The sequence below is a fragment of the Glutamicibacter halophytocola genome (assembly GCF_001302565.1).
Classification (GTDB): domain Bacteria; phylum Actinomycetota; class Actinomycetes; order Actinomycetales; family Micrococcaceae; genus Glutamicibacter; species Glutamicibacter halophytocola.
Genome location: NZ_CP012750.1, coordinates 595,750 through 619,929, shown reverse-complemented (window position 1 = coordinate 619,929; position 24,180 = coordinate 595,750). Strand labels below are relative to the sequence as shown.

At 56.4% G+C, this 24,180-nt stretch carries 25 protein-coding genes, 1 tRNA gene and 3 rRNA genes; 3 read left to right on the top strand and 26 right to left on the bottom strand.

All coding sequences use genetic code 11. From position 1 onward, the window contains the following. Positions 1 to 8: 8 nt before the first annotated feature. The 14 genes from AOZ07_RS02870 to AOZ07_RS18515 form a co-directional block, all read right to left on the bottom strand. Positions 9 to 830, bottom strand: a complete 822-nt coding sequence (locus AOZ07_RS02870) for a lambda exonuclease family protein (protein ID WP_194943763.1) — start codon at positions 828 to 830, stop codon at positions 9 to 11. Positions 831 to 1,131: 301 nt separating this feature from the next. Then, positions 1,132 to 1,512 carry a hypothetical protein gene (locus tag AOZ07_RS02865; RefSeq protein ID WP_060700621.1) on the bottom strand — a complete coding sequence of 127 codons (381 nt, stop codon included), beginning with the start codon at positions 1,510 to 1,512 and terminating at the stop codon, positions 1,132 to 1,134. Between the two features lie 102 nt (positions 1,513 to 1,614). Further along, positions 1,615 to 1,854, bottom strand: coding sequence for a DUF7446 family protein (locus tag AOZ07_RS02860; protein WP_060700620.1), 240 nt, complete (start codon positions 1,852 to 1,854; stop codon positions 1,615 to 1,617). Then, on the bottom strand, positions 1,851 to 2,303 hold the full coding sequence (locus AOZ07_RS02855; protein ID WP_060700619.1) for a hypothetical protein: 453 nt from the start codon (positions 2,301 to 2,303) through the stop codon (positions 1,851 to 1,853). The genes AOZ07_RS02860 and AOZ07_RS02855 overlap by 4 nt, the downstream gene beginning before the upstream one ends. Continuing rightward, positions 2,296 to 2,574: a hypothetical protein gene (locus tag AOZ07_RS02850; protein ID WP_060700618.1), complete on the bottom strand. Its 279-nt coding sequence runs from the start codon at positions 2,572 to 2,574 to the stop codon at positions 2,296 to 2,298. Before AOZ07_RS02850 ends, AOZ07_RS02855 begins: the two co-directional genes overlap by 8 nt. 162 nt (positions 2,575 to 2,736) lie before the next feature. Then, positions 2,737 to 2,982 (bottom strand): hypothetical protein, encoded by a 246-nt coding sequence (locus AOZ07_RS02845; RefSeq protein WP_060700617.1) that lies wholly within the window; start codon positions 2,980 to 2,982, stop codon positions 2,737 to 2,739. 432 nt (positions 2,983 to 3,414) lie between these two features. Next, positions 3,415 to 3,561 (bottom strand): hypothetical protein, encoded by a 147-nt coding sequence (locus AOZ07_RS18645; protein ID WP_194943762.1) that lies wholly within the window; start codon positions 3,559 to 3,561, stop codon positions 3,415 to 3,417. After that, positions 3,554 to 3,850, bottom strand: coding sequence for a hypothetical protein (locus tag AOZ07_RS02840; RefSeq protein WP_194943761.1), 297 nt, complete (start codon positions 3,848 to 3,850; stop codon positions 3,554 to 3,556). The genes AOZ07_RS18645 and AOZ07_RS02840 overlap by 8 nt, the downstream gene beginning before the upstream one ends. Positions 3,851 to 3,875: 25 nt before the next feature. After that, positions 3,876 to 4,214, bottom strand: coding sequence for a hypothetical protein (locus AOZ07_RS02835; RefSeq protein WP_060700615.1), 339 nt, complete (start codon positions 4,212 to 4,214; stop codon positions 3,876 to 3,878). Beyond that, on the bottom strand, positions 4,211 to 4,492 hold the full coding sequence (locus tag AOZ07_RS02830; RefSeq protein WP_060700614.1) for a hypothetical protein: 282 nt from the start codon (positions 4,490 to 4,492) through the stop codon (positions 4,211 to 4,213). Before AOZ07_RS02830 ends, AOZ07_RS02835 begins: the two co-directional genes overlap by 4 nt. 147 nt (positions 4,493 to 4,639) lie before the next feature. Next, a complete protein-coding gene (locus tag AOZ07_RS02825; protein WP_060700613.1) occupies positions 4,640 to 5,467 on the bottom strand; it encodes a phage antirepressor KilAC domain-containing protein in 828 nt (275 codons plus the stop codon). A gap of 183 nt (positions 5,468 to 5,650) precedes the next feature. After that, positions 5,651 to 5,875 (bottom strand): hypothetical protein, encoded by a 225-nt coding sequence (locus AOZ07_RS02820; RefSeq protein WP_060700612.1) that lies wholly within the window; start codon positions 5,873 to 5,875, stop codon positions 5,651 to 5,653. A gap of 118 nt (positions 5,876 to 5,993) precedes the next feature. Next, a complete protein-coding gene (locus tag AOZ07_RS02815; protein WP_060700611.1) occupies positions 5,994 to 6,239 on the bottom strand; it encodes a hypothetical protein in 246 nt (81 codons plus the stop codon). Further along, positions 6,236 to 6,472 (bottom strand): helix-turn-helix domain-containing protein, encoded by a 237-nt coding sequence (locus AOZ07_RS18515; RefSeq protein WP_075972401.1) that lies wholly within the window; start codon positions 6,470 to 6,472, stop codon positions 6,236 to 6,238. The genes AOZ07_RS02815 and AOZ07_RS18515 overlap by 4 nt, the downstream gene beginning before the upstream one ends. Before the next feature lie 188 nt (positions 6,473 to 6,660). Here AOZ07_RS18515 and AOZ07_RS02810 point away from each other — a divergent pair, with 188 nt between their 5' ends. After that, entirely contained in the window at positions 6,661 to 7,095 is a 435-nt protein-coding gene (locus AOZ07_RS02810) for a hypothetical protein (protein WP_060700610.1), read from the top strand. Next, the gene (locus AOZ07_RS02805; protein ID WP_060700609.1) at positions 7,064 to 7,486 is read left to right on the top strand and encodes an ImmA/IrrE family metallo-endopeptidase; all 423 of its coding nucleotides are present in this window, start codon (positions 7,064 to 7,066) and stop codon (positions 7,484 to 7,486) included. Before AOZ07_RS02810 ends, AOZ07_RS02805 begins: the two co-directional genes overlap by 32 nt. A gap of 48 nt (positions 7,487 to 7,534) precedes the next feature. On the opposite strand, the gene AOZ07_RS02800 is transcribed toward AOZ07_RS02805, so the two are convergent. From AOZ07_RS02800 to AOZ07_RS02755, 10 genes are all read right to left on the bottom strand, one after another. Then, complete coding sequence (locus tag AOZ07_RS02800) at positions 7,535 to 8,722, bottom strand: tyrosine-type recombinase/integrase (protein ID WP_060700608.1); 1,188 nt, start codon at positions 8,720 to 8,722, stop codon at positions 7,535 to 7,537. A gap of 84 nt (positions 8,723 to 8,806) precedes the next feature. Next, positions 8,807 to 8,883: transfer RNA gene (locus AOZ07_RS02795), tRNA-Pro, on the bottom strand. A gap of 104 nt (positions 8,884 to 8,987) precedes the next feature. After that, on the bottom strand, positions 8,988 to 10,364 hold the full coding sequence (locus AOZ07_RS02790; protein WP_084793356.1) for an FAD-binding oxidoreductase: 1,377 nt from the start codon (positions 10,362 to 10,364) through the stop codon (positions 8,988 to 8,990). A 243-nt stretch (positions 10,365 to 10,607) separates the two neighbouring features. Further along, positions 10,608 to 10,724 (bottom strand): 5S ribosomal RNA (gene rrf, locus AOZ07_RS02785). 170 nt (positions 10,725 to 10,894) lie between these two features. Continuing rightward, positions 10,895 to 14,026: ribosomal RNA gene (locus tag AOZ07_RS02780) — 23S ribosomal RNA — on the bottom strand. Positions 14,027 to 14,671: 645 nt separating this feature from the next. Further along, positions 14,672 to 16,197, bottom strand: a 16S ribosomal RNA gene (locus tag AOZ07_RS02775). Together the 16S, 23S and 5S rRNA genes form the textbook arrangement of a ribosomal RNA operon. 560 nt (positions 16,198 to 16,757) lie before the next feature. Next, positions 16,758 to 17,705, bottom strand: a complete 948-nt coding sequence (gene rlmB, locus AOZ07_RS02770) for a 23S rRNA (guanosine(2251)-2'-O)-methyltransferase RlmB (protein ID WP_060700607.1) — start codon at positions 17,703 to 17,705, stop codon at positions 16,758 to 16,760. Positions 17,706 to 17,749: 44 nt separating this feature from the next. Further along, entirely contained in the window at positions 17,750 to 19,201 is a 1,452-nt protein-coding gene (gene cysS / locus AOZ07_RS02765) for a cysteine--tRNA ligase (RefSeq protein ID WP_060700606.1), read from the bottom strand. A gap of 85 nt (positions 19,202 to 19,286) precedes the next feature. Beyond that, on the bottom strand, positions 19,287 to 20,525 hold the full coding sequence (locus AOZ07_RS02760; protein ID WP_075972400.1) for a bifunctional 2-C-methyl-D-erythritol 4-phosphate cytidylyltransferase/2-C-methyl-D-erythritol 2,4-cyclodiphosphate synthase: 1,239 nt from the start codon (positions 20,523 to 20,525) through the stop codon (positions 19,287 to 19,289). Positions 20,526 to 20,630: 105 nt separating this feature from the next. Continuing rightward, entirely contained in the window at positions 20,631 to 21,116 is a 486-nt protein-coding gene (locus AOZ07_RS02755; protein ID WP_022877089.1) for a CarD family transcriptional regulator, read from the bottom strand. 353 nt (positions 21,117 to 21,469) lie between these two features. On the opposite strand from AOZ07_RS02755, the gene AOZ07_RS02750 reads away from it, so the two are divergent. Further along, positions 21,470 to 22,009 (top strand): hypothetical protein, encoded by a 540-nt coding sequence (locus tag AOZ07_RS02750; RefSeq protein ID WP_060700605.1) that lies wholly within the window; start codon positions 21,470 to 21,472, stop codon positions 22,007 to 22,009. 79 nt (positions 22,010 to 22,088) lie between these two features. Here AOZ07_RS02750 and AOZ07_RS02745 read toward each other — a convergent pair whose 3' ends face one another. Together AOZ07_RS02745 and AOZ07_RS02740 are read right to left on the bottom strand one after the other, a co-directional pair. Next, a complete protein-coding gene (locus tag AOZ07_RS02745) occupies positions 22,089 to 22,769 on the bottom strand; it encodes a response regulator transcription factor (protein ID WP_060700604.1) in 681 nt (226 codons plus the stop codon). Beyond that, on the bottom strand, positions 22,766 to 23,971 hold the full coding sequence (locus tag AOZ07_RS02740) for a sensor histidine kinase (RefSeq protein ID WP_060703273.1): 1,206 nt from the start codon (positions 23,969 to 23,971) through the stop codon (positions 22,766 to 22,768). The genes AOZ07_RS02745 and AOZ07_RS02740 overlap by 4 nt, the downstream gene beginning before the upstream one ends. Positions 23,972 to 24,180 lie beyond the last annotated feature (209 nt).

Below are 24,180 nucleotides of genomic sequence, written 5' to 3'. Positions count from 1 at the left end.
AATGTCCATTAGAACGTGAACTCCGTTTCTGGGAAATGCTCGATGTATTCAGTAGCGGGTCTGTTCGCAACCGCATCGAGGTATTGGCTGATTGTTTCGGTCGCGTGTTTTTCGAAAGCGCTCACTGCTTCGATAATCACTGCGAACCATTTGGGGTCTGGATAGACACGTTTCACATACAGTGGCATCCCACCGCAATAGGACACGTAATCAATCCACTTGGCACCCTTGACCAGCAAGCCAGTCTGTAACTGAGCCATATTCGCTGCTGGCACTTCGTCAGTCAGAATCGTCAGCAACTGTGTCTTCTGGTCACGGGACTTGATCTCGATCAAACCGTCATCCCCAACAAGGCCATCGGGTGAATACCCAAGAACGAATCCATGCTTGTCCTCGGTGATGAACCCAACCTGATCGACCTTTACGCCCTCCTCCTTCTCGTAGGCCATGCGTGCATAGGGTTCGTCAAGGACGCCGCGTTCCATTGCTCTATTCATGGGTATCGGCTCCACACGGCCTGTAATGCGTTCAGCGATCAGAGTCCGCATAAGTGACTTAGCGGTGTCACCAGTGGACGGAACAAGCCGTGTAATCGGTGCGCTGCGTGCCGTCTCAGCGCGTTCCGGGTGAATGGTCTTGATTGGTTTACCGTTCACCCCATAGCAAGGATCATCAGGGTCTGCCATGCACTTCGGGCAAAGATACTCGATAGCGCCCGCAGTGCTTTTGGTGATGAGTTGCCCGACGGTTGAGGCGGTTACGAGTCCTGCACGCGCTTCCAACCATTCGGGCGTTCCCTGTTCTAGCTGGTCATAGATCTTGATCGCCACAATCCACCTCCTGGTCGCTTTCGGGCATAAAAAATGACCCCGAGTTTTCGAGGTCTAACGGTTCACAGCAACCACAGTTCGCGTCGCAGTGCTGGGCGTATGGGTGCTGGTAACGGCTCATGGCTTCCTCCCTCGGTGTAGTAGCGGTTTCATGCGCGGGTTGCGGATGACGTGGCTCGGATCGTTGAGGTACCGGCCGCCTCCATATTCGAAAATCTCCCGCCTACCTGCCTTCCGATTCCAGTTCAGAAGCTGCGAGTTGTTCGGCTCCATATACTTTCGGTCTAGGTGCCGTGGCTTCTTAGACATCGTTCACCTCCGGGATGTACAGCACACGGGCGGGGAGTAAGTCGCGTTCGTATGCTTCTACTTCTTCGCCTATGGTGCACCAATGGGGAGGGTACGGGCTGTGGCGAATCTTCTCGCCAACCAGATCATATTCACCGCCTCGTACTACACTGCCCACCGGCAGCGCGTCGAGTTCTTCCACGCTGTTCACTACCGGCTGGGCGACGGCGAGGTAAGTGGAAACGGCTGGTTCAACGCCAATGTTTCGGTACTCAACCGGGGCTTGCATGTACCACGGCTCTCGATGGTTATCGAGATTGATCCCCATCGCTTCGTCAAAAGCATCTTTCGCCTTATTGAGCGCGTCCGGGTTTAGCGGGGTCGGGTTAGGCATTGTCGAAAGCTCCTAATGCTTTGAGGATTTGATAAACGATGAACCACCCTGCACTGAGGGAGATAGTCACCGGGATCATGAGTGACCAGAACATTTCCCAGTTCACTTCTCTGCCTCCTTTTCGATGCGGGTGACTTTGATTTCGACTTTGAGGCCAACACCGGGATAGGTGAATTCGACTCCGCCGCCGTAGTTCGCTTCGACGTACTCAGCCACAGCACCAATGCACTCGTCGGTGACAGTCTGCTTCTCGCCAAGGAACACATTCCCGGCTTTGTTGAGACGGCCTGCCTGGATTTCCTTGGAGAACGGGGCAAAGTGAATACCGATCTTGTTGCTCACTTCTCTGCCCTCATTTCGGCTAGTTCGCGTGCACGGCGGGCTACGGCGATTGCTGCCTCCTGCGCAATGGCGTGAACTTCTGATAGGTCGCGTACCAGATCGACTCCGAGCGCTCCCCGTTCAGCATTCAGCAGTTCCAGCGCTTCGGCTTCAAACTCCGCCTGCTCCTTGGCGTGCCGTTCATTCACTTGCTGTAGGCCTACATACTCGATGAGGTATCCGAGCGCCCTCTCCGAACCGTCCGCAATATCGTGCGGAACGTTCTCCACCCCCGCTGCTTCGAGGATTGCGAGGGCAAGCGCAGGAGCATCAGACGGGGCGATGATGACACCTTTCACCCCATGAGAATTGTGGTCAACAGATACTCGGATACCCGCATCAACTTCGGCAATATTCAACTGTTGATAGCTGTTCTCCTCATGGACGCTATTGAAAGTCTTGCTAGTCATTGTCGTCTCCTAGTCCGAGGCGTTCCCGAACCTCTGCCTGTAGTTCGTCATATTTTCCGTCTGTCACGAGGCTGTCACTGAGCAGCGCGTGGACTAGTGTCGCCGTGCGCTGCTCGTATGCCAGGGCGAGAGTGGCAGTGGCGTGGTTCTCGATTGCCGACCAGATCAAAGTCGCCTCTGTTTGCCCCAGGTCTGCCACCATGCCCTGGCCGACTTGGTGATACGTCTCCTCGTGCGTGTCTGCAAACGGGTTGCCGGGTAGGTTGCTCAATTGTTTTCTCCTTGGTTGATTCGTGCCATGCTGACAACGCATGGCCAGTCGTTCCCGCATTCTTCGCAGTGCGGCCCCTCTTCGAGCAGCTGCTTTATGAGGGACGCGTCAGATACTTTTTCGGGGTCGCAGTACCACTCACGGCACGGCCTGTGCTCAGAGTTAGTCATCGTCGCCGAACTCGTCATATTCGGCTTCCATCCCGTTTTCGTGCATCTTGGCGAGTAGGCTCAGATCGCCCTTGGCGATGAGGTCTTGGATGACCTGTTCGAATCCTGTCTCGGCGGTGTGCTGGAAGATCTGCCATGCGATCAGGCCTTGATTGTCGGGGTATTCGACGGTGATTTTGACTGGGATCTCTACGCCGTCGTTGGTGGTGGCGGTTCCGGTGATGTCGAAATTCTGCACGTTATTTCTCTCCTTGGTTGTTAGTGCATTCCGGGCATGGTGTGAACACGGTGTAGTCGGCTTTCAGGAGGACAGCGGTTCCATTGCATCGATCGCATTTCTCAGCCATGTTCACCCCTCGTCATACGGTCGGCGTAGGCGATAGCTTCAGCGTGGGTGGGGAAGTACTTGTGGTGCTCACCTAGCCAGCCGCTCCAAAGCCGGTACGCGATAGCCTTCGGCGCGGTAGGGTGTCCCCAATTGATGCACGCGACTTTCCAGCGGTAACCGCTCATTGATCCCGCCACCCCTCATGCTCTTTGCAAAGGATGTGCAGGCTCGAAAGTTCGAAAGCGCCATCGCTGAAGTGCTCAAGGTGGATATCTCCGGTGTAGATTGATTCGCTTTTATCGCAACCCACCCTGGCGCAATGCAGGAATATATAGTGGCTGCTCATGATTGATTGCCTTCCATGGTGTTGTGCTCGTTCGAGTAGGGAGAGTTTTGGAATGGTGCGCGGTCGAAAGTAGGGTCGTATTTTCCGTCTCGGTCGTAGCCCCAAAGATCAAACCCGGCATCGCAGAAAACGTGTTCACCCACGTTCCCCACCTCCTAGTCCTTCGTCGGCCAGCTTGCGGGTCGGGCAAGGAAAAGGAACGTCGTCGTAGTTACCCGCTGCGTCGTACGCCGCATCGTCAATCTGTTCTTTGATTGACTCAGGAGTGCACTCTAGGCATAGCCGGGCAACTACGATCTTTTCTCCGTCAGAGTTGAGACCGAAGTCGCCGCTGTCGTGATCCCACTCGTAGATGGTGAGTTCCGCATGCTGTTCTTGGATCGCTACCAACGCGGTGTGCATAGCGCCCACGCAGTTACTTGCTGCGTTCACTTTGTCTCGCCACTGGCTTACTGGATCAGCCACGTCCATCACCGTCCTTAGTCTTTTCAAACGCTGCGACCATTGCGCTGATCAGCGTCTCAAAGTGCGGGTTATTCGATAGGTACTCATCCGCCTTGGCATACGACGCATCGATCCCGTAGCGGACGCTCATGAGCGCGGACGCCATGACACCGACCTTGATATTTGGGTTATGCCGATCGAGCTTGATTCCCTTAGCGTCAGTTGCCCCATTAGGAAAACGTGACTCTAAGCGATCCCAGTTCACAAAGTCGTATAGCTCGAAAGTCTTATTGGACTCTTCGCTGGTGATCGTGAACGAACCGTCAGGAGCGGTAATGAAAACCTCGCTCATGCCTGATCACCGTCCAGGGCGCGGAGGAGATCGTCTGAGTGGACCCAGAACATCTTTTGAATGTCGGGATCATTAGGAATCAGGCCCCGCACCCTTGCGACGGCCTGTTCAGCCTGTTCGAGTGTTTCGGCGCGCTGCTCGTACAGCGTCTGGTACGTGTCCGCGTTCCGCTCAGCCTGTTCGAGGCGGTCTAACAATTCCGTTGCCTGATCAATGTCCAGGACACCGTGCTCATTGACCTCAACGCGCATCTCATCAATACTCAGTTCGTCACTCACGCTGTTACTCCTATAAGAATGGCTCCCACCAAGTAGGAGAAGCCGACGATTGCAAGAACGCCACCAGCCGTAACAGCTAATAGCCAAAACGAAGAAGGCACGTCATCAACCGGCTCAGGGTCAACAACATCAAGGGCACGGATTGGATCAGGCAGCATCGGGCAACTCCTTCAACAAGCGAGTTCGGATAGCATCCAAACCCTTGCCAGTGATACGAGTCTGCGGATTATTCGACAGCTTCTTCTCACCCGTAACCTGATCCGTGTAAGTCTTCGCCTTCTCAGTCAGCGTCTTAGCGTCAATCTGAGTCTGATAAGCACGGACCGAACGCGTCTTACCCTTAGCCTTTTCTTCAGGTGTGGCAACAGGTCGGAAGCACCAACCCCAGTCCATAAGCTTTTCAATCAGTCGTACCCCGCCGATGGTCACGCCACCTTCTTCACTGATGACCTTCGCGGCATCACGGAATGACAACGAGCCAGCAGAAGAAACAAGGTCGTGCCACGCATCAGCCTTAGGGGTCAGTTCAGCGATTGCGGTGTCCTTGGCTGCGATAACCTTCTGAGCTTCGACAACAGCCAAAGCAAGCAACTCTGGACCGGACGGCAGTGCTCGAACCTGAGTCTCAGCAACGCGTGTTTGAATCGCGAAGTATGCCTGAGCATCAGCAACTTCAGTCTTGCGAGGGTCGCCATTCATTGCCACGAGGTAGCAAGCAAAACGAGCGAGCTGGAAATCTTCACGAGGGCGACCGCCGGACTTTTCAGGGTTGACCCTAAAAAGGGCGTGGCGGTCATGTCCTTGCGCTTCAGCGGACAAGATCGCACGGCTGATTGCTGGGGTGAACTCGTTCCAGCGCGGGTAGCCCATCACAGTCATCAGGTCACGCGCTGACCAGTACTCGTTGCCATAATCATCAGTCCGCATGATCACATCGAACGGCGACGTGGTTGCAGGTACAATAGGGTTATTCATTTTTCCTCCTCAGGAAATGACAAAACCCGCTAGTTGCTGCTAGCGGGTTTTACTTATTTGGTTACTGGTTGTTGCGCCGTGCAATATCATCACCCGACACCGGCCAATCAGGTGAAATAACCTCACCCGTCGTGGCATCAACACGGTCATGCTGAAGATCATCCACACGCATCCACAAAGGAATCATGCCGCTGCCTCCAGGTTCCGTACCGCGTCACGGGCGGTAGGGTCGGAGATGATGCCCATGATGCGCAACGCCTCGTAGAAGTCCAGCTCAACCATCTGCGACTCAATCCGGCGGGCAATGCGGATGCCGATCTTCTCGGCTTGCTTCTTGCTCACCTGAATCCCAAGTGCCGGGGCTTCCTCTAGTAGACGGTTGCGGTAACCGGTTGCGGTGATAGCCATGACTGCTCCTGTGTTTTGGGTACGCCAAATGACGCTGATTTCAGCGCCAGTGTGCGAAACTCTGGTCGGTGTACTACGGGTGAGTGTTTGCCCTGACTGTTGGGGCGAGGTGCCTGATTTAGGCGGATTGGCGGCTGATGACTTTCAGCGCTTCGTGCATTTTTGATTTGCGTGACCTGCGCTGTGGTTCTCGCATGCCCTGCGCAATTTCTTCGTATTGTTCTTCGGTGAAGCGGTAGATCCGTGGTGCGAGCTTCGTCCATTCCCATTCGCCTGAGTGGCCTTTGTTGAGAACGGTTTGAGTTGATACGCTCAGCCGGCGAGCCACCTCAGAAGGTTTGATGAACTCTGGCTGGGTGCTCATGCTGCTACTTCCTCTGCAACCTCGTAGATCTCGAACGCTTCGCCCAGTCCGAGCCCGTAGGAACTGCATAGAGCTGCCATGAACTTTGCGGATGGCTGTTCGCCGTTCTTGACACGGTTTATGGTTGCGCGGTCAACTCCGAGCATTCTTGCTTGCGCGTCGTCTGAAGTGATCCCGGAGAATGTTCGAAGTCGGTCCAGAAGTCCAGGTTTGATTCGAATTCGCTGGCTCATTGGCTACACCCCTTAAGTTTGTTGCGTTTTTGCTTTTTGATGTTTCGAGTCTGACACACATACGGACAGAATTGCAACAGTGTATTTCGAATTTGAATCACGCGATGTTCGAATGACGCAACACACAATTGTGCTGACTTGCATCAATAGCCTTGCGCATGTAGCAAAAATGCAACATAATTATTTTTATGAACACGAACATCTCACAGTGGCTCGAAGCGAAAACCGGCGACACCAAGCGCCAGATGGCCATAAAGCTCGGACAGCAACCAAGCACGTTCAACCGCAACATTGAAACAGCGGAAGTAATCATCGCAGTGTGCCGCGCATACAACCTGAACCCAGTAGACGGGCTACTAGCAGCCGGACTACTGGAAGCATCCGAGGTAAACGACGCAGCAGCTGAAGCCAGCCTCAAGGACGTTCCCGAAACCGCCTTACTTGAAGAAGTCCTGCGCCGAGCAGCCGGACGCCAAAACATCGACAACGTCCGCAAACTTCAACTCGTAGACGACGACCCCGACTACTCCAAAATGTCGGCAGAGGATGCTAGAAATTATGGTCTAGCAGCAAAGAAAGCAGATCCAAACATTGGACCAGACGACAGCCCACACGAACCTTAATGCCATAGCAGAGGCGTTGGGTGTGCGCGTAAGAGAAGCGCCCACACCTAACGGACTCTGGGGCATCTACGACAAACCCCGACACCTCATCACACTCTCCCCCGGCCTCAGCGAAGCCCAATACCGTTCCACCCTCGCCCACGAAATCGGGCATGCCAGATACGGGCACCACGGGCACCACCCAAAAACAGAGAGACTTGCCGACAAGTGGGCAGCGGGGAAGCTGCTCAACTTCGACATGATCCTTGAACAAGCACGATTCACGCTTGCCACTAGTGAGATAGCCGCACAACTCAACGTCATGCCATGGGTTGTAGAAGCGTTCGTGAACACCCTCAACGCCAAGCAAGTAGTTGAGATGATGAATCAGGTAGCCGAATTTCAGGCATAAAAAAAGACCCCCACTAGATCCGAAGATCCAGTGGGGGTCTCATAGTGTTTACTGCTCGATAGCTTCCAGTTTCTCTGCGTCGATTTCTTTTTGCGTCTTGATGTTGAACAGGCCGCCCATCGTTTTGTTCATGGTGGCCGCGCCCTTGCGCCTCGATTCGGGCATCAGGTGCGAATACACGTTGGCTGTGGTGTTCACCGAGTCGTGGCCCATGAACCGCGACAGGTCGAAGATGCTCGTACCGCCTGCCAACTGCCATGAGGCGTAGGTGTGGCGCAGGTCGTGAATGCGTGGGGTCTTCTTCAGCCCGTCCTTTTGAGCCGCTAATATCGCCGGCTTCCAGACCTTGTTGTAAACAGCTTGGGAGTGTGTTTCTCCGCCCTGCTCCATCTTGAACACGTAGTCATCCGGTGCGCAGTCTTGAATCAGCGGTGCAATTTTCAAGGCCAGATCCTCACCGAAGGAAACACTGCGACGTGCTTTCTCCGACTTGGGTGGACCGATCGCACGGCGCTGTGTAGATGACTTCTTCCACGCCCTACTGACCGTGACAGAGTATTCCCCATTCGCGTCCGAGAAGTCGCCAGGGCGCAAGGCCATAGCCTCTGAGAAGCGTAGCCCAGTGCCGACAAGGAACAGGACCATCGGGTGGAAGTGCTTTTTTGTGTGCACCAAGATTAGCGCTAGTTCCGCCTTGGTGAGGTAGGTATTCTTTTCCTCGGTCGCGTCGTTCTTTGGCAGGCGAGTTTCTTCGCACGGGTTGTCTGCGCGATACTTGCGAGACACTGCCGTTTTCATGAGCGAGTAGAAGAAGCCGTGAACGTTCGCGATGGTCTTCGGTGAGCGCTTCTTGTCTTTCATGTAAGCCACCCATTCGGCGAGGTCATCCTCATCGATTGTTTCAACTGGGGTGTCCTTGAACATGGGCGCTATATGGTTTTTCCAGTCGCGCCGGTACCCCGTCAAGGTTCCGTCTGATAGGTTGGTGAGTCGCGCCATGTGCTGCTCAAATACGGCAAATAAGGTTGGTGACCGGTTTGACGCACGGATGATCTCACGTTCGGTTTTGACCGAATCGTGGTTGTTCATTTCGAGGATGCGCTTGAACGTCTCAGCGTCGCGCTTGTCTTTGAATCGCTCGTATTCTAGGGGTGTTTCGCGCCCGCCCCTGCGCCATTGGACGCGGTAAGAGGTGACCTTGCCGTCCTTATTCTTGCGCTCAATTAGTGATGCCATGGACTTAGTTTAAACCAAAATGGCATCACCGTTTTTAGTTTTGGTATCACCCGCTAGAACTTGGTTGAGTTTTAGCGGGTGAATTGGTCGGGATAACAGGATTTGAACCTGCGACCTCGTCGTCCCGAACGACGCGCGCTACCAAGCTGCGCCATATCCCGTGATCAAGAACGTTTTTACTCTACACCCTGAGCATTCTGATCACATAATCCTTTTCCGATAGACCGGTAGGGCCAAGGACCGGCATCAGCCAACAGCGTTACAGTTATATAGCTTTACCCGGGTTCAGGATATTCAATGGATCCAGTAGTGACTTGATGCTGCGTTGAAGCTGCAGCACATCTGCCGATTGTTCCCATGGCAACCAGTCCTTCTTGATCAGGCCAACACCGTGCTCACCCGTAATCGTTCCTCCCATTTCCAAAGCAATGCGCACGGAACTCTCAACGGCGCGGTGCAATCGAGCCAACGGATCGCCAACGTCGTCAGGTTCTACAGAAAATGTGGGATGCAAATTGCCGTCGCCAACATGGGAGATCATTCGCAAGTCGACTCGCTCTTGCTTTGCAGCCGCCTGCAGCCGGTGAACGTACTCCACCATTTTGCTCTTCGGAATCGCTACGTCTTCACCGGTCCTGTAGGCATCATCTTTGGTGTCTCCCCTGCTGGTGCGTCGCATTTCGATGAGTTGAGTAGCCTCGCTGCTTCCAGCCGAGCTGAGTACGACATTGCGATCTGCAAATACCTCGCGGATGGCTTCCTCTTCACGAGCTGCTCCATATCCGTCTAGCCTGGCCAACAACATGGCTCCACCTGACGCAGAGAGATTGGTTGAATATTGTTTGTCCAAGACCTGAATGGTCGCGTGGTCGATCAGTTCCAGAATCGCTGGCTGGATCCTGGCTTTTGCAATGAGCTGCACACCGTGAACCGCTTCTTCGAGTGAAGGGAAAAGCAAAGAGACGTCACGTTCGTCTACAGGCAGGTAACGCAATCGAAGCACTGCTCGCACTACAACGCCCAAGGTTCCCTCAGATCCCGTGAATAGCGCTGTTAGGTCGTAGCCGGCTACACCCTTGAAGGTATTCTTGCCAACGCGTATCAGGCGCCCGTCAGCAAGGACAACATCCAGAGACAGAACTGATTCGCGCGTAACTCCATACTTTGCGCAGCGTAGACCACCCGCATTCGTAGCGACGTTGCCGCCTAGGGTGGACATCTTGTAGCTTGCCAGATCGGGGGCATACATCAAACCAAATTTGGCGACTGCCACATTGAGGTCGTGATTAATGACCCCAGGCTCGACAACAGCAATTTCGTCATCGGGACGGATATCGAGGATCCGGTTCATCCTGCTCAGATTGAGAATGACGGCTTCGCCTAAGACATGGACACCGCCAGATACGCCTGTGCCGGCCCCACGGCTAATCACCGGCATTCCAAATTCAGTAGCCAGTTGCATGAGCTGCTGGACCTGTTGCGCTTCTGTAGGAAAGACGACTGCAATGGGATTAATCGGCATCTCGGATAACTGTCCGAAGTCCCTAGAATTTTCCGATAAAACTAGTTCATCCTGGACTACCGATTCATCAGGAAGAACCTTCTTAAGATTTTCAAGAAAAGACACTTGCTTACTAGACACCTTTGTCTCCACGGTCGCTGGGAATCCGAATTCACTTTAGACACTACGACCAAAGAAGTGTCATCGAAAGTTCATGACCGCTTTCCGCACGGCCCAGATGCCATCTACTGCCGATCACCCACTAAAACGAAAAGGGGGGCCAGGCACCCACCCGAACCCCCACCAACCTGTTTTGCTGGTTAAACAAGTAAGGGCCCTGACACAAACTGTGTCAGGGCCCAAACCACATATTATTCAAGTTAAGTCCGGCGGTGACCTACTCTCCCACACCCTCACGAGTGCAGTACCATCGGCGCAATGGGCCTTAGCTTCCGGGTTCGGTATGGGACCGGGCGTTTCCCCCACGCTATGACCGCCGTAACAATCACGAAGCACACAAACCAACCATTCCTGGTCATATGTGTTTCCAGTGCCAGGACCGAAGCCCTGCACCTGCAAAAGTTTTATGGTTTCAGAGGTTGTTGTCTCGTAACCGCATAGTGAACGCGAGCAGCATTGAAAAATTGTTAGTTCAAATAATGCTTTATTGTGTGTTGAAAGTCATCGGCCTATTAGTACAGGTCAGCTACACAAGTCTTCAGTCCTTGCTTCCACATCCTGCCTATCAACCCAGTGGTCTAGCTGGGGGCCTCACACACTCAAGGTGCATGGAAATCTCATCTCGAAGCAGGCTTCCCGCTTAGATGCTTTCAGCGGTTATCCCTTCCCAACGTAGCTAATCAGCGATGCACTTGGCAGTACAACTGACACACCAGAGGTTAGTCCGTCCCGGTCCTCTCGTACTAAGGACAGCCCTTCTCAAATTTCCAACGCGCGCAGCGGATAGGGACCGAACTGTCTCACGACGTTCTAAACCCAGCTCGCGTACCGCTTTAATGGGCGAACAGCCCAACCCTTGGGACCTACTCCAGCCCCAGGATGCGACGAGCCGACATCGAGGTGCCAAACCATGCCGTCGATATGGACTCTTGGGCAAGATCAGCCTGTTATCCCCGAGGTACCTTTTATCCGTTGAGCGACGGCCCTTCCACGAGGTGCCGCCGGATCACTAGTCCCGACTTTCGTCCCTGCTCGAGCTGTCACTCTCACAGTCAAGCTCCCTTGTGCACTTACACTCGACACCTGATTGCCAACCAGGCTGAGGGAACCTTTGGGCGCCTCCGTTACATTTTAGGAGGCAACCGCCCCAGTTAAACTACCCATCAGGCACTGTCCCTGAACCAGATCATGGTCCGAAGTTAGGTGACCGATACAGCCAGAGTGGTATTTCAACGATGACTCCACCTGAACTAGCGTCCAAGCTTCACAGTCTCCCACCTATCCTACACAAGCTGCACCGAACACCAATACCAAACTATAGTAAAGGTCTCGGGGTCTTTCCGTCCTGCTGCGCGTAACGAGCATCTTTACTCGTACTGCAATTTCGCCGAGTTCATGGTTGAGACAGCGGGGAAGTCGTTACTCCATTCGTGCAGGTCGGAACTTACCCGACAAGGAATTTCGCTACCTTAGGATGGTTATAGTTACCACCGCCGTTTACTGGGGCTTAAATTCTCAGCTTCGCCTTACGGCTAACCAGTCCTCTTAACCTTCCAGCACCGGGCAGGAGTCAGTCCGTATACATCGTCTTGCGACTTCGCACGGACCTGTGTTTTTAGTAAACAGTCGCTTCCCCCTGGTCTCTGCGGCCCACACCCGCTCACAACTGCAAGAGCTGATCACGAGGCAGGCCCCCCTTCTTCCGAAGTTACGGGGGCATTTTGCCGAGTTCCTTAACCATGATTCTCTCGATCGCCTTAGTATTCTCTACCTGATCACCTGTGTCGGTTTGGGGTACGGGCGGACTGGGACCTCGCGCCGATGCTTTTCTAGGCAGCATAGGATCACCGAATCACCCACCAAAGCGGGCGCCTATCAGGTCTCAGAACATATGAGCGGCGGATTTGCCAACCACTCTTCCTACACCCTTGGACCAGGTCAATTCCATTGCCTGGCTCGGCTACCTTCCTGCGTCACACCTGTTAATACGCTGACCTCACTGCATCGGTTCCCACCACATCACACAACCAACAACCCGAAGGCTGCAACAATCATGATCCATCATGGTTAGCATCCACAGCTCAGTATGGGCGGTCCTTCGCCGGTACGGGAATATCAACCCGTTATCCATCGACTACGCCTGTCGGCCTCGCCTTAGGCCCCGACTAACCCAGGGCAGATTAGCTTAACCCTGGAACCCTTGATCATTCGGCGGACGGGTTTCTCACCCGTCATTCGCTACTCATGCCTGCATTCTCACTCGTATAGCGTCCACCGCTGGTTTCCACCGCGACTTCACCCGCTATACGACGCTCCCCTACCCATCCAAACACCCAATCGAAACCAGGTTAATATTTGAATGACGCAACTTCGGCGGTGTGCTTGAGCCCCGCTACATTATCGGCGCGGAATCACTTGACCAGTGAGCTATTACGCACTCTTTCAAGGGTGGCTGCTTCTAAGCCAACCTCCTGGTTGTCACAGCAACTCCACATCCTTTCCCACTTAGCACACGCTTAGGGGCCTTAGTTGGCGTTCTGGGCTGTTTCCCTCTCGACTATGAAGCTTATCCCCCACAGTCTCACTGCTGCGCTCTCACTTACCGGCATTCGGAGTTTGGCTAAGGTCAGTAACCTTGTAGGGCCCATCGCCTATCCAGTAGCTCTACCTCCAGCAAGAAACACGCAACGCTGCACCTAAATGCATTTCGGGGAGAACCAGCTATCACGAAGTTTGATTGGCCTTTCACCCCTACCCACAGCTCATCCCCTCCATTTTCAACTGAAGTGGGTTCGGTCCTCCACACGCTCTTACACGCGCTTCAACCTGGCCATGGGTAGATCACTTCGCTTCGGGTCTAGACCGTGCCACTCAAACGCCCTATTCAGACTCGCTTTCGCTACGGCTACCCCACACGGGTTAACCTCGCGACACAGCACTAACTCGCAGGCTCATTCTTCAAAAGGCACGCCATCACCCAGGAACAAGTCCCAGGCCCTGACGGATTGTAAGCGCACGGTTTCAGGTACTATTTCACTCCCCTCCCGGGGTACTTTTCACCATTCCCTCACGGTACTGATTCACTATCGGTCATCAAGTAGTATTCAGGCTTACCAGGTGGTCCTGGCAGATTCACACAAGGTTTCACGGGCCCCGTGCTACTCGGGTATCAACACTAGAACGGCAGACACGCATTACACCTACGGGACTATCACCCTCTATGGTCCGGCATTCCAACCGATTCACCTATACGCCTGCACCTCATCCCACCAGCAAGATAGCACTGGTACATGTCAACCCCACAACCCCGATGATGCAACGCCTATCCGCTATCACACACCAACCGGTTTAGCCCCATCCGCGTTCGCTCGCCACTACTAACGGAATCACTATTGTTTTCTCTTCCTGCGGGTACTGAGATGTTTCACTTCCCCGCGTTCCCTCCACACAGCCTATACATTCAGCTGCAGGTCACACCACATAACATGGTGCGGGGTTCCCCCATTCGGAAATCCTGGTATCAACGTCCGGTTATCGACTCCACCAGGCTTATCGCAGATTCCCACGTCCTTCATCGGCTCTTGATGCCAAGGCATCCACCGTGCGCCCTTAAAAACTTCAACACAAAACAAAGTTCTCAGAATTGAGCAATAAAACAATCTAACAAAATCACGCAGACAAGACTCAAACACCCCAGAATCCAAGGAAAAGGACCCCAAAGCTCATCTCATCTGCAAGATGCTCGCGTTCACTATACAGTTCCCAAACAACAACCCCGCACCCCCGCAAACACACCCCCGCGGCAACAACCCGCAACCCCCACCCCAAAGGATGAAAACCACAAACCACCACCACGCCAGGCACGCCCACGGCAAACACAGGACAAACACCGAAACACCAAGAACCCCTTGCAAACCCCAACCAGCAACCACCACCAACCCCCAACACGCACAAAACGCATCAAAGGCCAACAGCCAATCACCAGCCAGGCAAGGAGGCTTGTTGCCTCAAAACCCAACAGCATGCCAAACCATACAAGCCACACAACACCACCACCATCTTTCCAACACCCCAAAGGATGCGTACTCGACAACAACAGCGCCGCACAGCCACAGCCAGTACCCCGCCCGCACCACACAACCCCACAAGGGGCCGATCAGGCACACGCGCTTTCCAGTACTGAGTTCATTGATATTCCACCCATGAGCAACCCACCCGGACAACACTCGTGTCCAGCCTGGGCAACCAAAAAATGGTTAGCTCCTTAGAAAGGAGGTGATCCAGCCGCACCTTCCGGTACGGCTACCTTGTTACGACTTAGTCCCAATCGCCAGTCCCACCTTCGACGACTCCCCCCACACAAGGTGGTTAGGCCATCGGCTTCGGGTGTTACCAACTTTCGTGACTTGACGGGCGGTGTGTACAAGGCCCGGGAACGTATTCACCGCAGCGTTGCTGATCTGCGATTACTAGCGACTCCGACTTCATGGGGTCGAGTTGCAGACCCCAATCCGAACTGAGACCGGCTTTTAGGGATTAGCTCCACCTCACAGTATCGCAACCCATTGTACCGGCCATTGTAGCATGCGTGAAGCCCAAGACATAAGGGGCATGATGATTTGACGTCATCCCCACCTTCCTCCGAGTTGACCCCGGCAGTCTCCCATGAGTCCCCACCACTACGTGCTGGCAACATGGAACGAGGGTTGCGCTCGTTGCGGGACTTAACCCAACATCTCACGACACGAGCTGACGACAACCATGCACCACCTGTGAACCAGCCCCGAAGGGAAACCCCATCTCTGGAGCGGTCTGGCACATGTCAAGCCTTGGTAAGGTTCTTCGCGTTGCATCGAATTAATCCGCATGCTCCGCCGCTTGTGCGGGCCCCCGTCAATTCCTTTGAGTTTTAGCCTTGCGGCCGTACTCCCCAGGCGGGGCACTTAATGCGTTAGCTACGGCGCGGAAAACGTGGAATGTCCCCCACACCTAGTGCCCAACGTTTACGGCATGGACTACCAGGGTATCTAATCCTGTTCGCTCCCCATGCTTTCGCTCCTCAGCGTCAGTAAATGCCCAGAGACCTGCCTTCGCCATCGGTGTTCCTCCTGATATCTGCGCATTTCACCGCTACACCAGGAATTCCAGTCTCCCCTACATCACTCTAGTCTGCCCGTACCCACCGCAGATCCGAGGTTGAGCCTCGGACTTTCACGGCAGACGCGACAAACCGCCTACGAGCTCTTTACGCCCAATAAATCCGGATAACGCTTGCGCCCTACGTATTACCGCGGCTGCTGGCACGTAGTTAGCCGGCGCTTCTTCTGCAGGTACCGTCACTTTCGCTTCTTCCCTACTGAAAGAGGTTTACAACCCGAAGGCCGTCATCCCTCACGCGGCGTCGCTGCATCAGGCTTCCGCCCATTGTGCAATATTCCCCACTGCTGCCTCCCGTAGGAGTCTGGGCCGTGTCTCAGTCCCAGTGTGGCCGGTCACCCTCTCAGGCCGGCTACCCGTCGTCGCCTTGGTGAGCCATTACCTCACCAACAAGCTGATAGGCCGCGAGTCCATCCCCCACCGATAAATCTTTCAACAACCCACCATGCGGCAGGAAGTCATATCCGGTATTAGACCCAGTTTCCCGGGCTTATCCCAAAGTCGGGGGCAGGTTACTCACGTGTTACTCACCCGTTCGCCACTAATCCACCCAGCAAGCTGGGCTTCATCGTTCGACTTGCATGTGTTAAGCACGCCGCCAGCGTTCATCCTGAGCCAGGATCAAACTCTCCATAAAAAACAAAAAGCCACCGAAACCCCTCGGAAAATAAGGGAGAATCAATGAAAAAATCCTGGCGAATAAAAAACACTCAAGAACACTACACGGGGGTGCAATGCCTCAAGCAAATGTTATGTATTCACCAAATAAAAATATTCGGTATCAACAAACTTGGCACACTATTGAGTTCTCAAACAACAAACACTCTCGACACCACAACCACCACAAACTCGGTGACTGCTTCGCTCCGGAGCAACTTTTCAAGCCTACCATCATGTCAACCAAAGTCAACTCGATGTTTCCAGCTTGTTCACCCCGCTGTTTCCTGCAGGCCTTTTCGGCCCGTCCGGATCAGCGGCGCGAGATAAAACTCTACACGGATTCCCACCAGACGCAAAATCGGCCTGCGCACTCATCCTTGGCTTCAAAAACTCCGAATTCTCGCGGTTCCTGAGCGGATAGGAGTGCATCCTCCCCAAAAACAACTGAAATTTGTTGTTATGAAGCGGGTCACTCTACGAAAAAAGGGTTGCCACCTGTCTCTCGACAAGTGGCAACCCTTTGAAGAATGCCCAGTGCTACTTGGTGCCCTGATTACGCAGACGGGAAACTTCGTACAGCGAAATGCCGACGGCCATCGACGCGTTCAGCGATTCCATGGCGGAGTCGATGGGGATCGAGACAATGGCGTCGCAGTTTTCGCGAACCAGTCGGGACAGGCCCTTGCCTTCCGAGCCAACCACGATGCACAGTGGGCCGGTCGCCAGTTCAAAGTTTGGCAATTCCATGTCGCCACCGGCGTCTAGGCCGATCACGAAGATACCGGCGGCCTTGATTTCCTTCAGCGCACTGGTCAGGTTGCTGCACTTGGCAACAGGAACGCGCACGGCAGCGCCGGCGCTGGTTTTCCATGCCGAGGCAGTCATGCCAACACTTCGACGCTCAGGGATGATGACGCCGTCTGCGCCAAATGCGGAGGCCGAGCGAACGATCGCGCCAAGGTTGCGCGGGTCGGTGATGCCGTCCAAGGCAAGGAACAGCGGCTGGGAGTTGGTGTACCCGCGGTCGTAGTCCTTGATAGTCTTGGTCGCCAACTGAACGGCGTCCTTGTATTCGTAGGGCGGAATCTGCAGGGCAAGGCCCTGGTGGATCGCGCCATCGGTCATCCGGTCGAGCTCCTGCTTGGAGGCTTCCATCAACGGAATGCCCTGGGCCGCAGAAAGCTTGAGGGACTCGCGCACGCGGTCGTCAACATCAACGCGGATGGCTACATGCAGCGCCTTGGCAGGGATGCCGGCGCGCAGTGCTTCAACCACCGAGTTGCGGCCGGTGACAAATTCGGCGTTGACCTTGATGCGGTCGGTGCGATTGCCGGTGCTGCGCTTGGCTGCCGAGCGCTCGGAAAGCTGCTTGGCGCGGTAAGCCTTGTGGTACGGGCGGTCTTCTGCCTTCGGGGTCGGGCCCTTGCCCTCGAGGGAACGTCGTCCCTTGCCGCCACTGCCCTTGGTTGGGCCCTTTTTGCTCATGGTTTGTGTCCTTAAAGTTGAGTTTGTTGTAGCCGCTAGGTCGGCTAGTTGTTCAGTGTCCAGCGGGCGCCGTCGGCCGAGTCGAGCACCGTGATTCCAGCGGCGGCCAAGGCATCGCGGATCGCATCCGAGCGGGCCCAGTCCTTGGCGGCTCGCGCCTGGGCGCGTTCAGCCAGCTGCGCCTGGATCAGCTGATCCAGGACATCGTGCTCGGCAGTTGCCTTGGAATTCTGCTGATTGCCGGCATCGTCCAGTCCGAGGACCCGGGTCATCGCCAAAACCTGGCCCAGTGCGGTGGCCGTGGCTGCGTCGTCGTGCTTGTCCAGCGAGGCATTGCCGTGGCGCACGGTTTCGTGCAACGCCGCCAGGGCCATCGGGACGTTCAGGTCGTCATCCATCGCACTGGCGAATGCCTCCGGCACCTGCGTGGCAACGATCGAATCTGCCGCGGCACCCAAACGGTAGCGGGCGTTGGAGATGAAGGTGTCGATGCGTTCCACCGCGGCACCGGCTTCGGTCAGCGAGTCCGGACGGTAGTCCAGCATGGAGCGGTACTGGGCCTGGCCCAGGAAGTAGCGCACCACTCGGGCGTCGGCCAGGGCGAGCATTTCCTCGGGGGAAATGGTGTTGCCAATGGACTTGGACATCTTCTCGCCCTCGTAGGTGACCATGCCATTGTGCATCCAGAAGTTGGCGAACCCGTGGCCGGCCGCATTGGACTGCGCCATCTCGTTTTCGTGATGCGGGAAACGCAGGTCCAGTCCGCCACCGTGGATGTCGAACTCGCTGCCCAGGTATTTGCCGGCCATCGCCGAGCACTCAAGGTGCCAGCCCGGGCGGCCGCGGCCCCATGGGCTTGGCCAGGAAGCGGTGCCCGGATCGGATTCCTTGTGCCCCTTCCACAGGGCGAAGTCGCGGGCGTCCTTTTTGCCTCGCGGATCGGAGTCCGCGGCGTCCTGCATGTCCTCGATCTTCTGCCGGGTCAAGGCACCGTACTGCTCGTACGAGCGCACGTCGAAGTACACATCGCCGGAGCCATCGGCGGCCGGGTAAGCGTGGCCTCGCTCGATCAGCTCCGAGATCAGCTCATGCATTTCGGTGATGTGCCCGGTAGCGCGCGGCTCATAGGTCGGCCGGCGTACACCGAGCGCTTCATAGGCGCGGGCGAATTCCTGCTCGAAGCGGTAGGCCAGGGCAAACCATTCTTCGCGCGGCTTGTAGTGCTTGTCGGCCTCGAAATCTGCGGTAAAGGAGTTGGCGGACTTCTCCAGGATCTTGTCATCGATATCGGTCACGTTGCGTACCGTGGTGACCGCAAACCCGCGGTATTCCAGCCAGCGAACCAGGACATCGAAAACGATGGCGCTGCGCACATGGCCTACATGCGGCATGCCCTGTACGGTGGCGCCGCAGTAGTACAGCTTGACTTCGCCTTCGGCTAGCGGCTGGAAGTCGCGTACAGATGCTGTTTTGGTGTCATAGAATCGCAGGCTCACGCCTTTAAGGTTATCCGATGGACACGGCCTTTGTACTTCACTTGTGATGCGCTCGCTGATCTGGGCATTCGCCGGGCCTGCGCGCTCACCGCTGCCGGGGGAAGACCAGGGCGGTGGCGTAGGCGGTAATTCCGGTGCCTTCGCCCTCGTACCCCAGGCCATCGCTGGTGGTTGCGATGACGCTGACTGGGGCGCCTATCGCATCGCTGAGCACCTGGCTGGCCTCTTCGCGGCGGGCCGAGAAGCGCGGGCGCCGTCCCACAAACTGCACGGCGACATTCCCGATTTCGAACCCTGCCTCGCGAACCAGGCGGGCCGCTTCTGCAAGCAGGCTCACACCGCTGGCCCCGGAGAATTCCGGCCGGTCCACCCCAAAGTGGGTTCCCAGATCGCCGATCCCGGCAGCGCTAAAGAGCGCATCGCAGGCAGCATGGGCCACCGCGTCGCCGTCCGAATGCCCCGAAAGGCCAACATCGTCCGGGAAGTGCAGGCCAGCCAGCCACATTGGCCGGGCGGGGTCCTGGCTGACGGCGTGGACGTCGATGCCGTTGCCGATGCGTGGCAGAATCATTGTTTCCCTGGCAGTGTTGGCGGAGCTGTTCTGGTCGGTGGCCAGCTGGTTGGCGGTCTCCAGGTCCTCGGGGTGCGTGACCTTCAGCGCCTGCTGCGCTCCGGCGACGACCTGCACCTTTTCTCCCTGCGCGCTCACGATCGAAGCGTCATCGGTAACTTTTTCCAGTTCGGCTTCGGTGCAGTGGTCGAGCTGGGCATGGGCCTGGCGCAGCACCGCTGCGTTGAATCCCTGCGGAGTTTGCACCGCGCGCAGGGTGGATCGCGGCGGTGTGTGATCGATGAATTCAGCACCCGCCGCGCCTCCCGGCTCCACGACTGAGATCGTGTCGGTTACCGGCAGCGCGGGGATGACCGCATTGGCTTGCCCCTGGTCCAGGGCATCGAGGACCCGGTCGTAAAGCTCTGCGGGGGCAAAGGCGCGGGCGGCGTCATGAACCAAGATGGCCGAGGCCCCGGGATTGACCGCTTCGAGCCCGCGGCGTACAGAATCGGCGCGGCTGCTTCCGCCGGGCACGGTGCGCAGCATGGAACCAAAGGCGGCTAGCGCTTCGGCCATGCGGTGGTCGCCAGCGGGTGTGACCACGATGATTTCGGTGATCCGCTTGACCTGGAGGATTCGGTCGATGGCGTGCTCCACCAAAGTTTTGCCGGCCACCTGGACCAGTGCTTTGGGGATTCCGGCGCCGAGCCGCGTGCCCATTCCGGCAGCAACCAGGATCAGGCTCGAAGAATGCGATGGGGTTTGCTTCACAGCGCCCAGCTTATCGTGTTCATCGGCAAGTGATTGGGCTTTTAACGGCAACAGCCGTGAAACGCTTTATAGCGCTCCACGGCAAGATGCAATCGGGAGTTTTGCCTAGGCCGAAGCCAAGACCTCATCCAACAGGCCCTCGGCCTTGGTCTCATCCAGGTCCTTGGCCAAAGCCAATTCGCTGATCAAAACCTGACGGGCCTTGGCCAGCATGCGCTTTTCGCCAGCCGACAGACCACGATCATTTTCTCGGCGCCAAAGGTCACGCACGACCTCGGCAACCTTGATGACATCGCCGGAAGCCAGCTTCTCGACGTTTGCCTTGTAGCGGCGCGACCAGTTGGTCGGCTCTTCAGTAAATTCAGCACGAAGGACATCGAACACATGGTCCAAGCCTTCCTGACCTACCACGTCACGCACGCCAACCAGATCAACGTTCTCTGCAGGAACTTCGATGGTCAAATCGCCCTGAGCCACCTTGAGCTTGAGATACATTTTCTCTTCGCCCTTGATCTTGCGCATCTTGATCTCTTCGATCATTGCGGCGCCGTGGTGCGGGTAGACAACAGTCTCGCCAACCTCAAAAACCATGTGGATAAACCCCTTTCCCACAAACTAGTCTAACATGTTTACCATCAACGATCCCTCGTTTGTGCCCCATATAACCGCGAATTCACGCGGAATCGCCTCTTCCATTCGCAAGAGAAACATGGTAAGAAGAAAGTACGCTGAACAGGGTTTTATACCTCTTCATCCCTTTCCCGGTTCTCTACCACTTGTCGAAAAGCGTGTGTTGCACGTCGCTAAATCGCGTCTTTGCGTTAAAAACAGCTAGGCTTAGAGGTAATCGTGGTCTAAATCTTGGGTTGCCCCTGCTCTGGGCGCAGCCAGGCAGATAGCCTCGAACCGAAGCAACTCATTATTCTCACCGAGGAGTTAGTGTCGTGATCACCGCACGCATGACCGCTGGACGCCGCATTGCCGCGTCCCTCGCTGTGGCTGCCCTGGCATTCGGTGTCACCAGCTGTGGCGCCATCAACGAGCAGTCCACCAACACCGACTACGCTGCCAGCGATGGCGTGCATGTCGACGTTGCCGACGCACAGGTCCGCAACCTGATGTTCGTTACCAACAGCGACGGCTCCAAGGCGCGCCTGATCGGCACCGTTGTCAATGATAGCGATTCCTCGCTGACCCTGACCGTCAAGGCAGCCAGCACCCAGCCGGTAACCATCTCGGTTCCAGCCGACGAAAGCGTCAAGCTGGAAGACGACGCAAACCAGAAGGTCATCTCCGGCCTGAACATTGCAGCCGGCGAGCACGCAGAGACCGCTTTCACCGCATCTGGTGAGACCGTGGACTTCAGCGTTCCAGTCGTAGACGGCACCTTGGCTGAATACCGCGACTTCGTACCAGGCGGATCCGATGACTCGGTCACCGACCACCTGAAGAAGACCGAGAGCCACTCGACTTCGGGCCACTAGGGCTCAGCAGAACAGGGAGCCTGGGAGCGAATCCTTTGATTCGTTCCCAGGCTCCCTGTCGTTTAAGTATTGTTGCCGGCTACACCACGAACTTGTAGCCCAAGCCGCGCACGGTCACCAAGTGCTCTGGCGTGGCCGGGTCGGGTTCAATCTTCGAGCGCAGGCGCTTGACGTGAACATCGAGGGTCTTGGTATCCCCCACATAGTCGCTGCCCCAGACGCGGTCGATCAGCTGGCCGCGAGTGAGCACTCGGCCGGCATTGCGCAAGAGCATCTCAAGCAGTTCGAACTCCTTGAGCGGCATGGACACCTCGGTATTGTCGACCGAGACCATGTGGCGTTCAACGTCCATGCGCACCGGGCCGGCGGTGACCACATTGCTGATGAGCTCCTCGCCCTCGCCCTGGCGGCGCAAGACGGCACGGATGCGGGCCAGCAACTCGCGCGATGAGTAGGGCTTGGTGACATAGTCGTCGGCGCCCAGCTCCAGGCCAACCACCTTGTCGATTTCCGAATCCTTGGCGGTGAGCATGATGACCGGGACCTGGCTATTGAGTCGGATCTGGCGAATCACCTCGGTGCCCGGCTGGCCCGGCAGCATCAGGTCCAAGAGCACCAGATCGGCGCCGTGGCGTTCGAACTCGGTGACGGCAACCAGCCCGTCCTCGGCGATCCGTACTTCAAAACCTTCGCGCTCCAGCAGGAAAGACAGCGGGTCAGAGAGCGATTCCTCATCCTCTACGATCAATATGCGGGTCATCGTCGTCCTCCTTCGCGATCGGAGGTTCTAGCCTCGACCGCTCGTTCCTTCATCATCTCGTCGGCGGCACCATCGGTGCCCGTCCGTTCTTCATCCGCTAGGGGAAGTCTTAGGGTAAAAGTGGAGCCTTGGCCGGGCTGCGACCACAGGGATACTTCGCCACCGTGGTTGGCCAGCACGTGCTTGACAATGCTCAGCCCCAGTCCGGTGCCACCGGTTTGCCGCGAGCGTGCCGAGTCCACCCGGTAGAAGCGCTCGAAGACGCGTTCTTGCTCTTCGGGTGAAATGCCCGGCCCCTGGTCGGTGACCGAAATCTGCGCGTAGCCATCACGCTGGCGGATCCCCACGCCCACCTTCGTGTTCGCCGGCGAGTAGCGGATCGCGTTATCGATGAGGTTGCGCACAGCGGTCATCAGCAGGTCGGGATCGCCCAGGATCGGTTCCTCCAGATGTCCGCCCACGGTGATGCTGATGCCCTTTTCCTCGGCAAGCAAGTGGCTGCGGTCCACCGCTTCGGCCACCACGTTGTGGATGTTCACTTCCCTGCCCTGCACAATGGCATCGCTGGCTTGCAGCCGGGAGAGCTCGATAATGTCCTGGACCAGCGCGGCAAGCCGCCGCGATTCCTTGTCCATCCGGGTGGAGAAGCGGCGCACAGCTGTCGGATCGTCGGCGGCTTCGGTAATGGCCTCGGCCAGCAAGGAGATCGCACCGACGGGTGTTTTCAATTCGTGGGACACGTTGGCCACGAAGTCATTGCGCATGGCTTCGGTGCGCGTGATCTCGGTGCGGTCATCGGCCAGCAGCAGAATATACTCATCACCCAGCGGCGCAACACGCACGTGCACAATCAGCTGGCCGGCGCCGAGCGTTGAGCGTTGCAATTCGTACTGGCTTTCAGCGATCACGCCGTCCGCCCGGACCTGGCGCACCAGGGCCAGCAGTTCGTTGTGCACGAGCGTATGCCCACGAACCAGCCCGTAGGCATAGGAAGCCGGATTGGCCCGCACCACGCCGTCGACATCATCGAGGATCACGAAGGCGCGTCCGATGACGGACAGGACAGCGGCTGCACCTTCAGGGAGCAGGGGCTCGTCAACCTGCGGCAGTCGGGCGGTCCGGCGCTGCGACATCCTGAAAGCGATCACGCCAACGATGCCCAAGGCCAGACCGAGGACACCGGCTATCAGAGTCGAGATCACATCGTTCACCCTTTTAGCCTAGCTTCCCCGCTGGGTTCCTTCGTTCCTAAATGACGCGAAAACGGCCAAATCGGCGCGCTGTTCACCAAACGTTCACGTTTCGTGGCATATTCGTTAATCACCCGCTGACAGGCTGGAGTAAGACCCTCCACCATGCCATAAATCTGTTTGGGGTGGTTCGCTGCGAAGACAGGGAACCCGCTGGCATG

Coding starts and splice junctions, on each gene's coding strand:
- AOZ07_RS02865 (WP_060700621.1), bottom strand. CDS start 1,512: ATGCCTAACCCGACCCCGCTAAACCCGGACGCGCTCAATAAGGCGAAA.
- AOZ07_RS02855 (WP_060700619.1), bottom strand. CDS start 2,303: ATGACTAGCAAGACTTTCAATAGCGTCCATGAGGAGAACAGCTATCAA.
- AOZ07_RS02835 (WP_060700615.1), bottom strand. CDS start 4,214: ATGAGCGAGGTTTTCATTACCGCTCCTGACGGTTCGTTCACGATCACC.
- AOZ07_RS02825 (WP_060700613.1), bottom strand. CDS start 5,467: ATGAATAACCCTATTGTACCTGCAACCACGTCGCCGTTCGATGTGATC.
- AOZ07_RS02820 (WP_060700612.1), bottom strand. CDS start 5,875: ATGGCTATCACCGCAACCGGTTACCGCAACCGTCTACTAGAGGAAGCC.
- AOZ07_RS02815 (WP_060700611.1), bottom strand. CDS start 6,239: ATGAGCACCCAGCCAGAGTTCATCAAACCTTCTGAGGTGGCTCGCCGG.
- AOZ07_RS18515 (WP_075972401.1), bottom strand. CDS start 6,472: ATGAGCCAGCGAATTCGAATCAAACCTGGACTTCTGGACCGACTTCGA.
- AOZ07_RS02810 (WP_060700610.1), top strand. CDS start 6,661: ATGAACACGAACATCTCACAGTGGCTCGAAGCGAAAACCGGCGACACC.
- AOZ07_RS02800 (WP_060700608.1), bottom strand. CDS start 8,722: ATGGCATCACTAATTGAGCGCAAGAATAAGGACGGCAAGGTCACCTCT.
- rlmB (WP_060700607.1), bottom strand. CDS start 17,705: ATGAGCAAAAAGGGCCCAACCAAGGGCAGTGGCGGCAAGGGACGACGT.
- AOZ07_RS02755 (WP_022877089.1), bottom strand. CDS start 21,116: ATGGTTTTTGAGGTTGGCGAGACTGTTGTCTACCCGCACCACGGCGCC.
- AOZ07_RS02745 (WP_060700604.1), bottom strand. CDS start 22,769: ATGACCCGCATATTGATCGTAGAGGATGAGGAATCGCTCTCTGACCCG.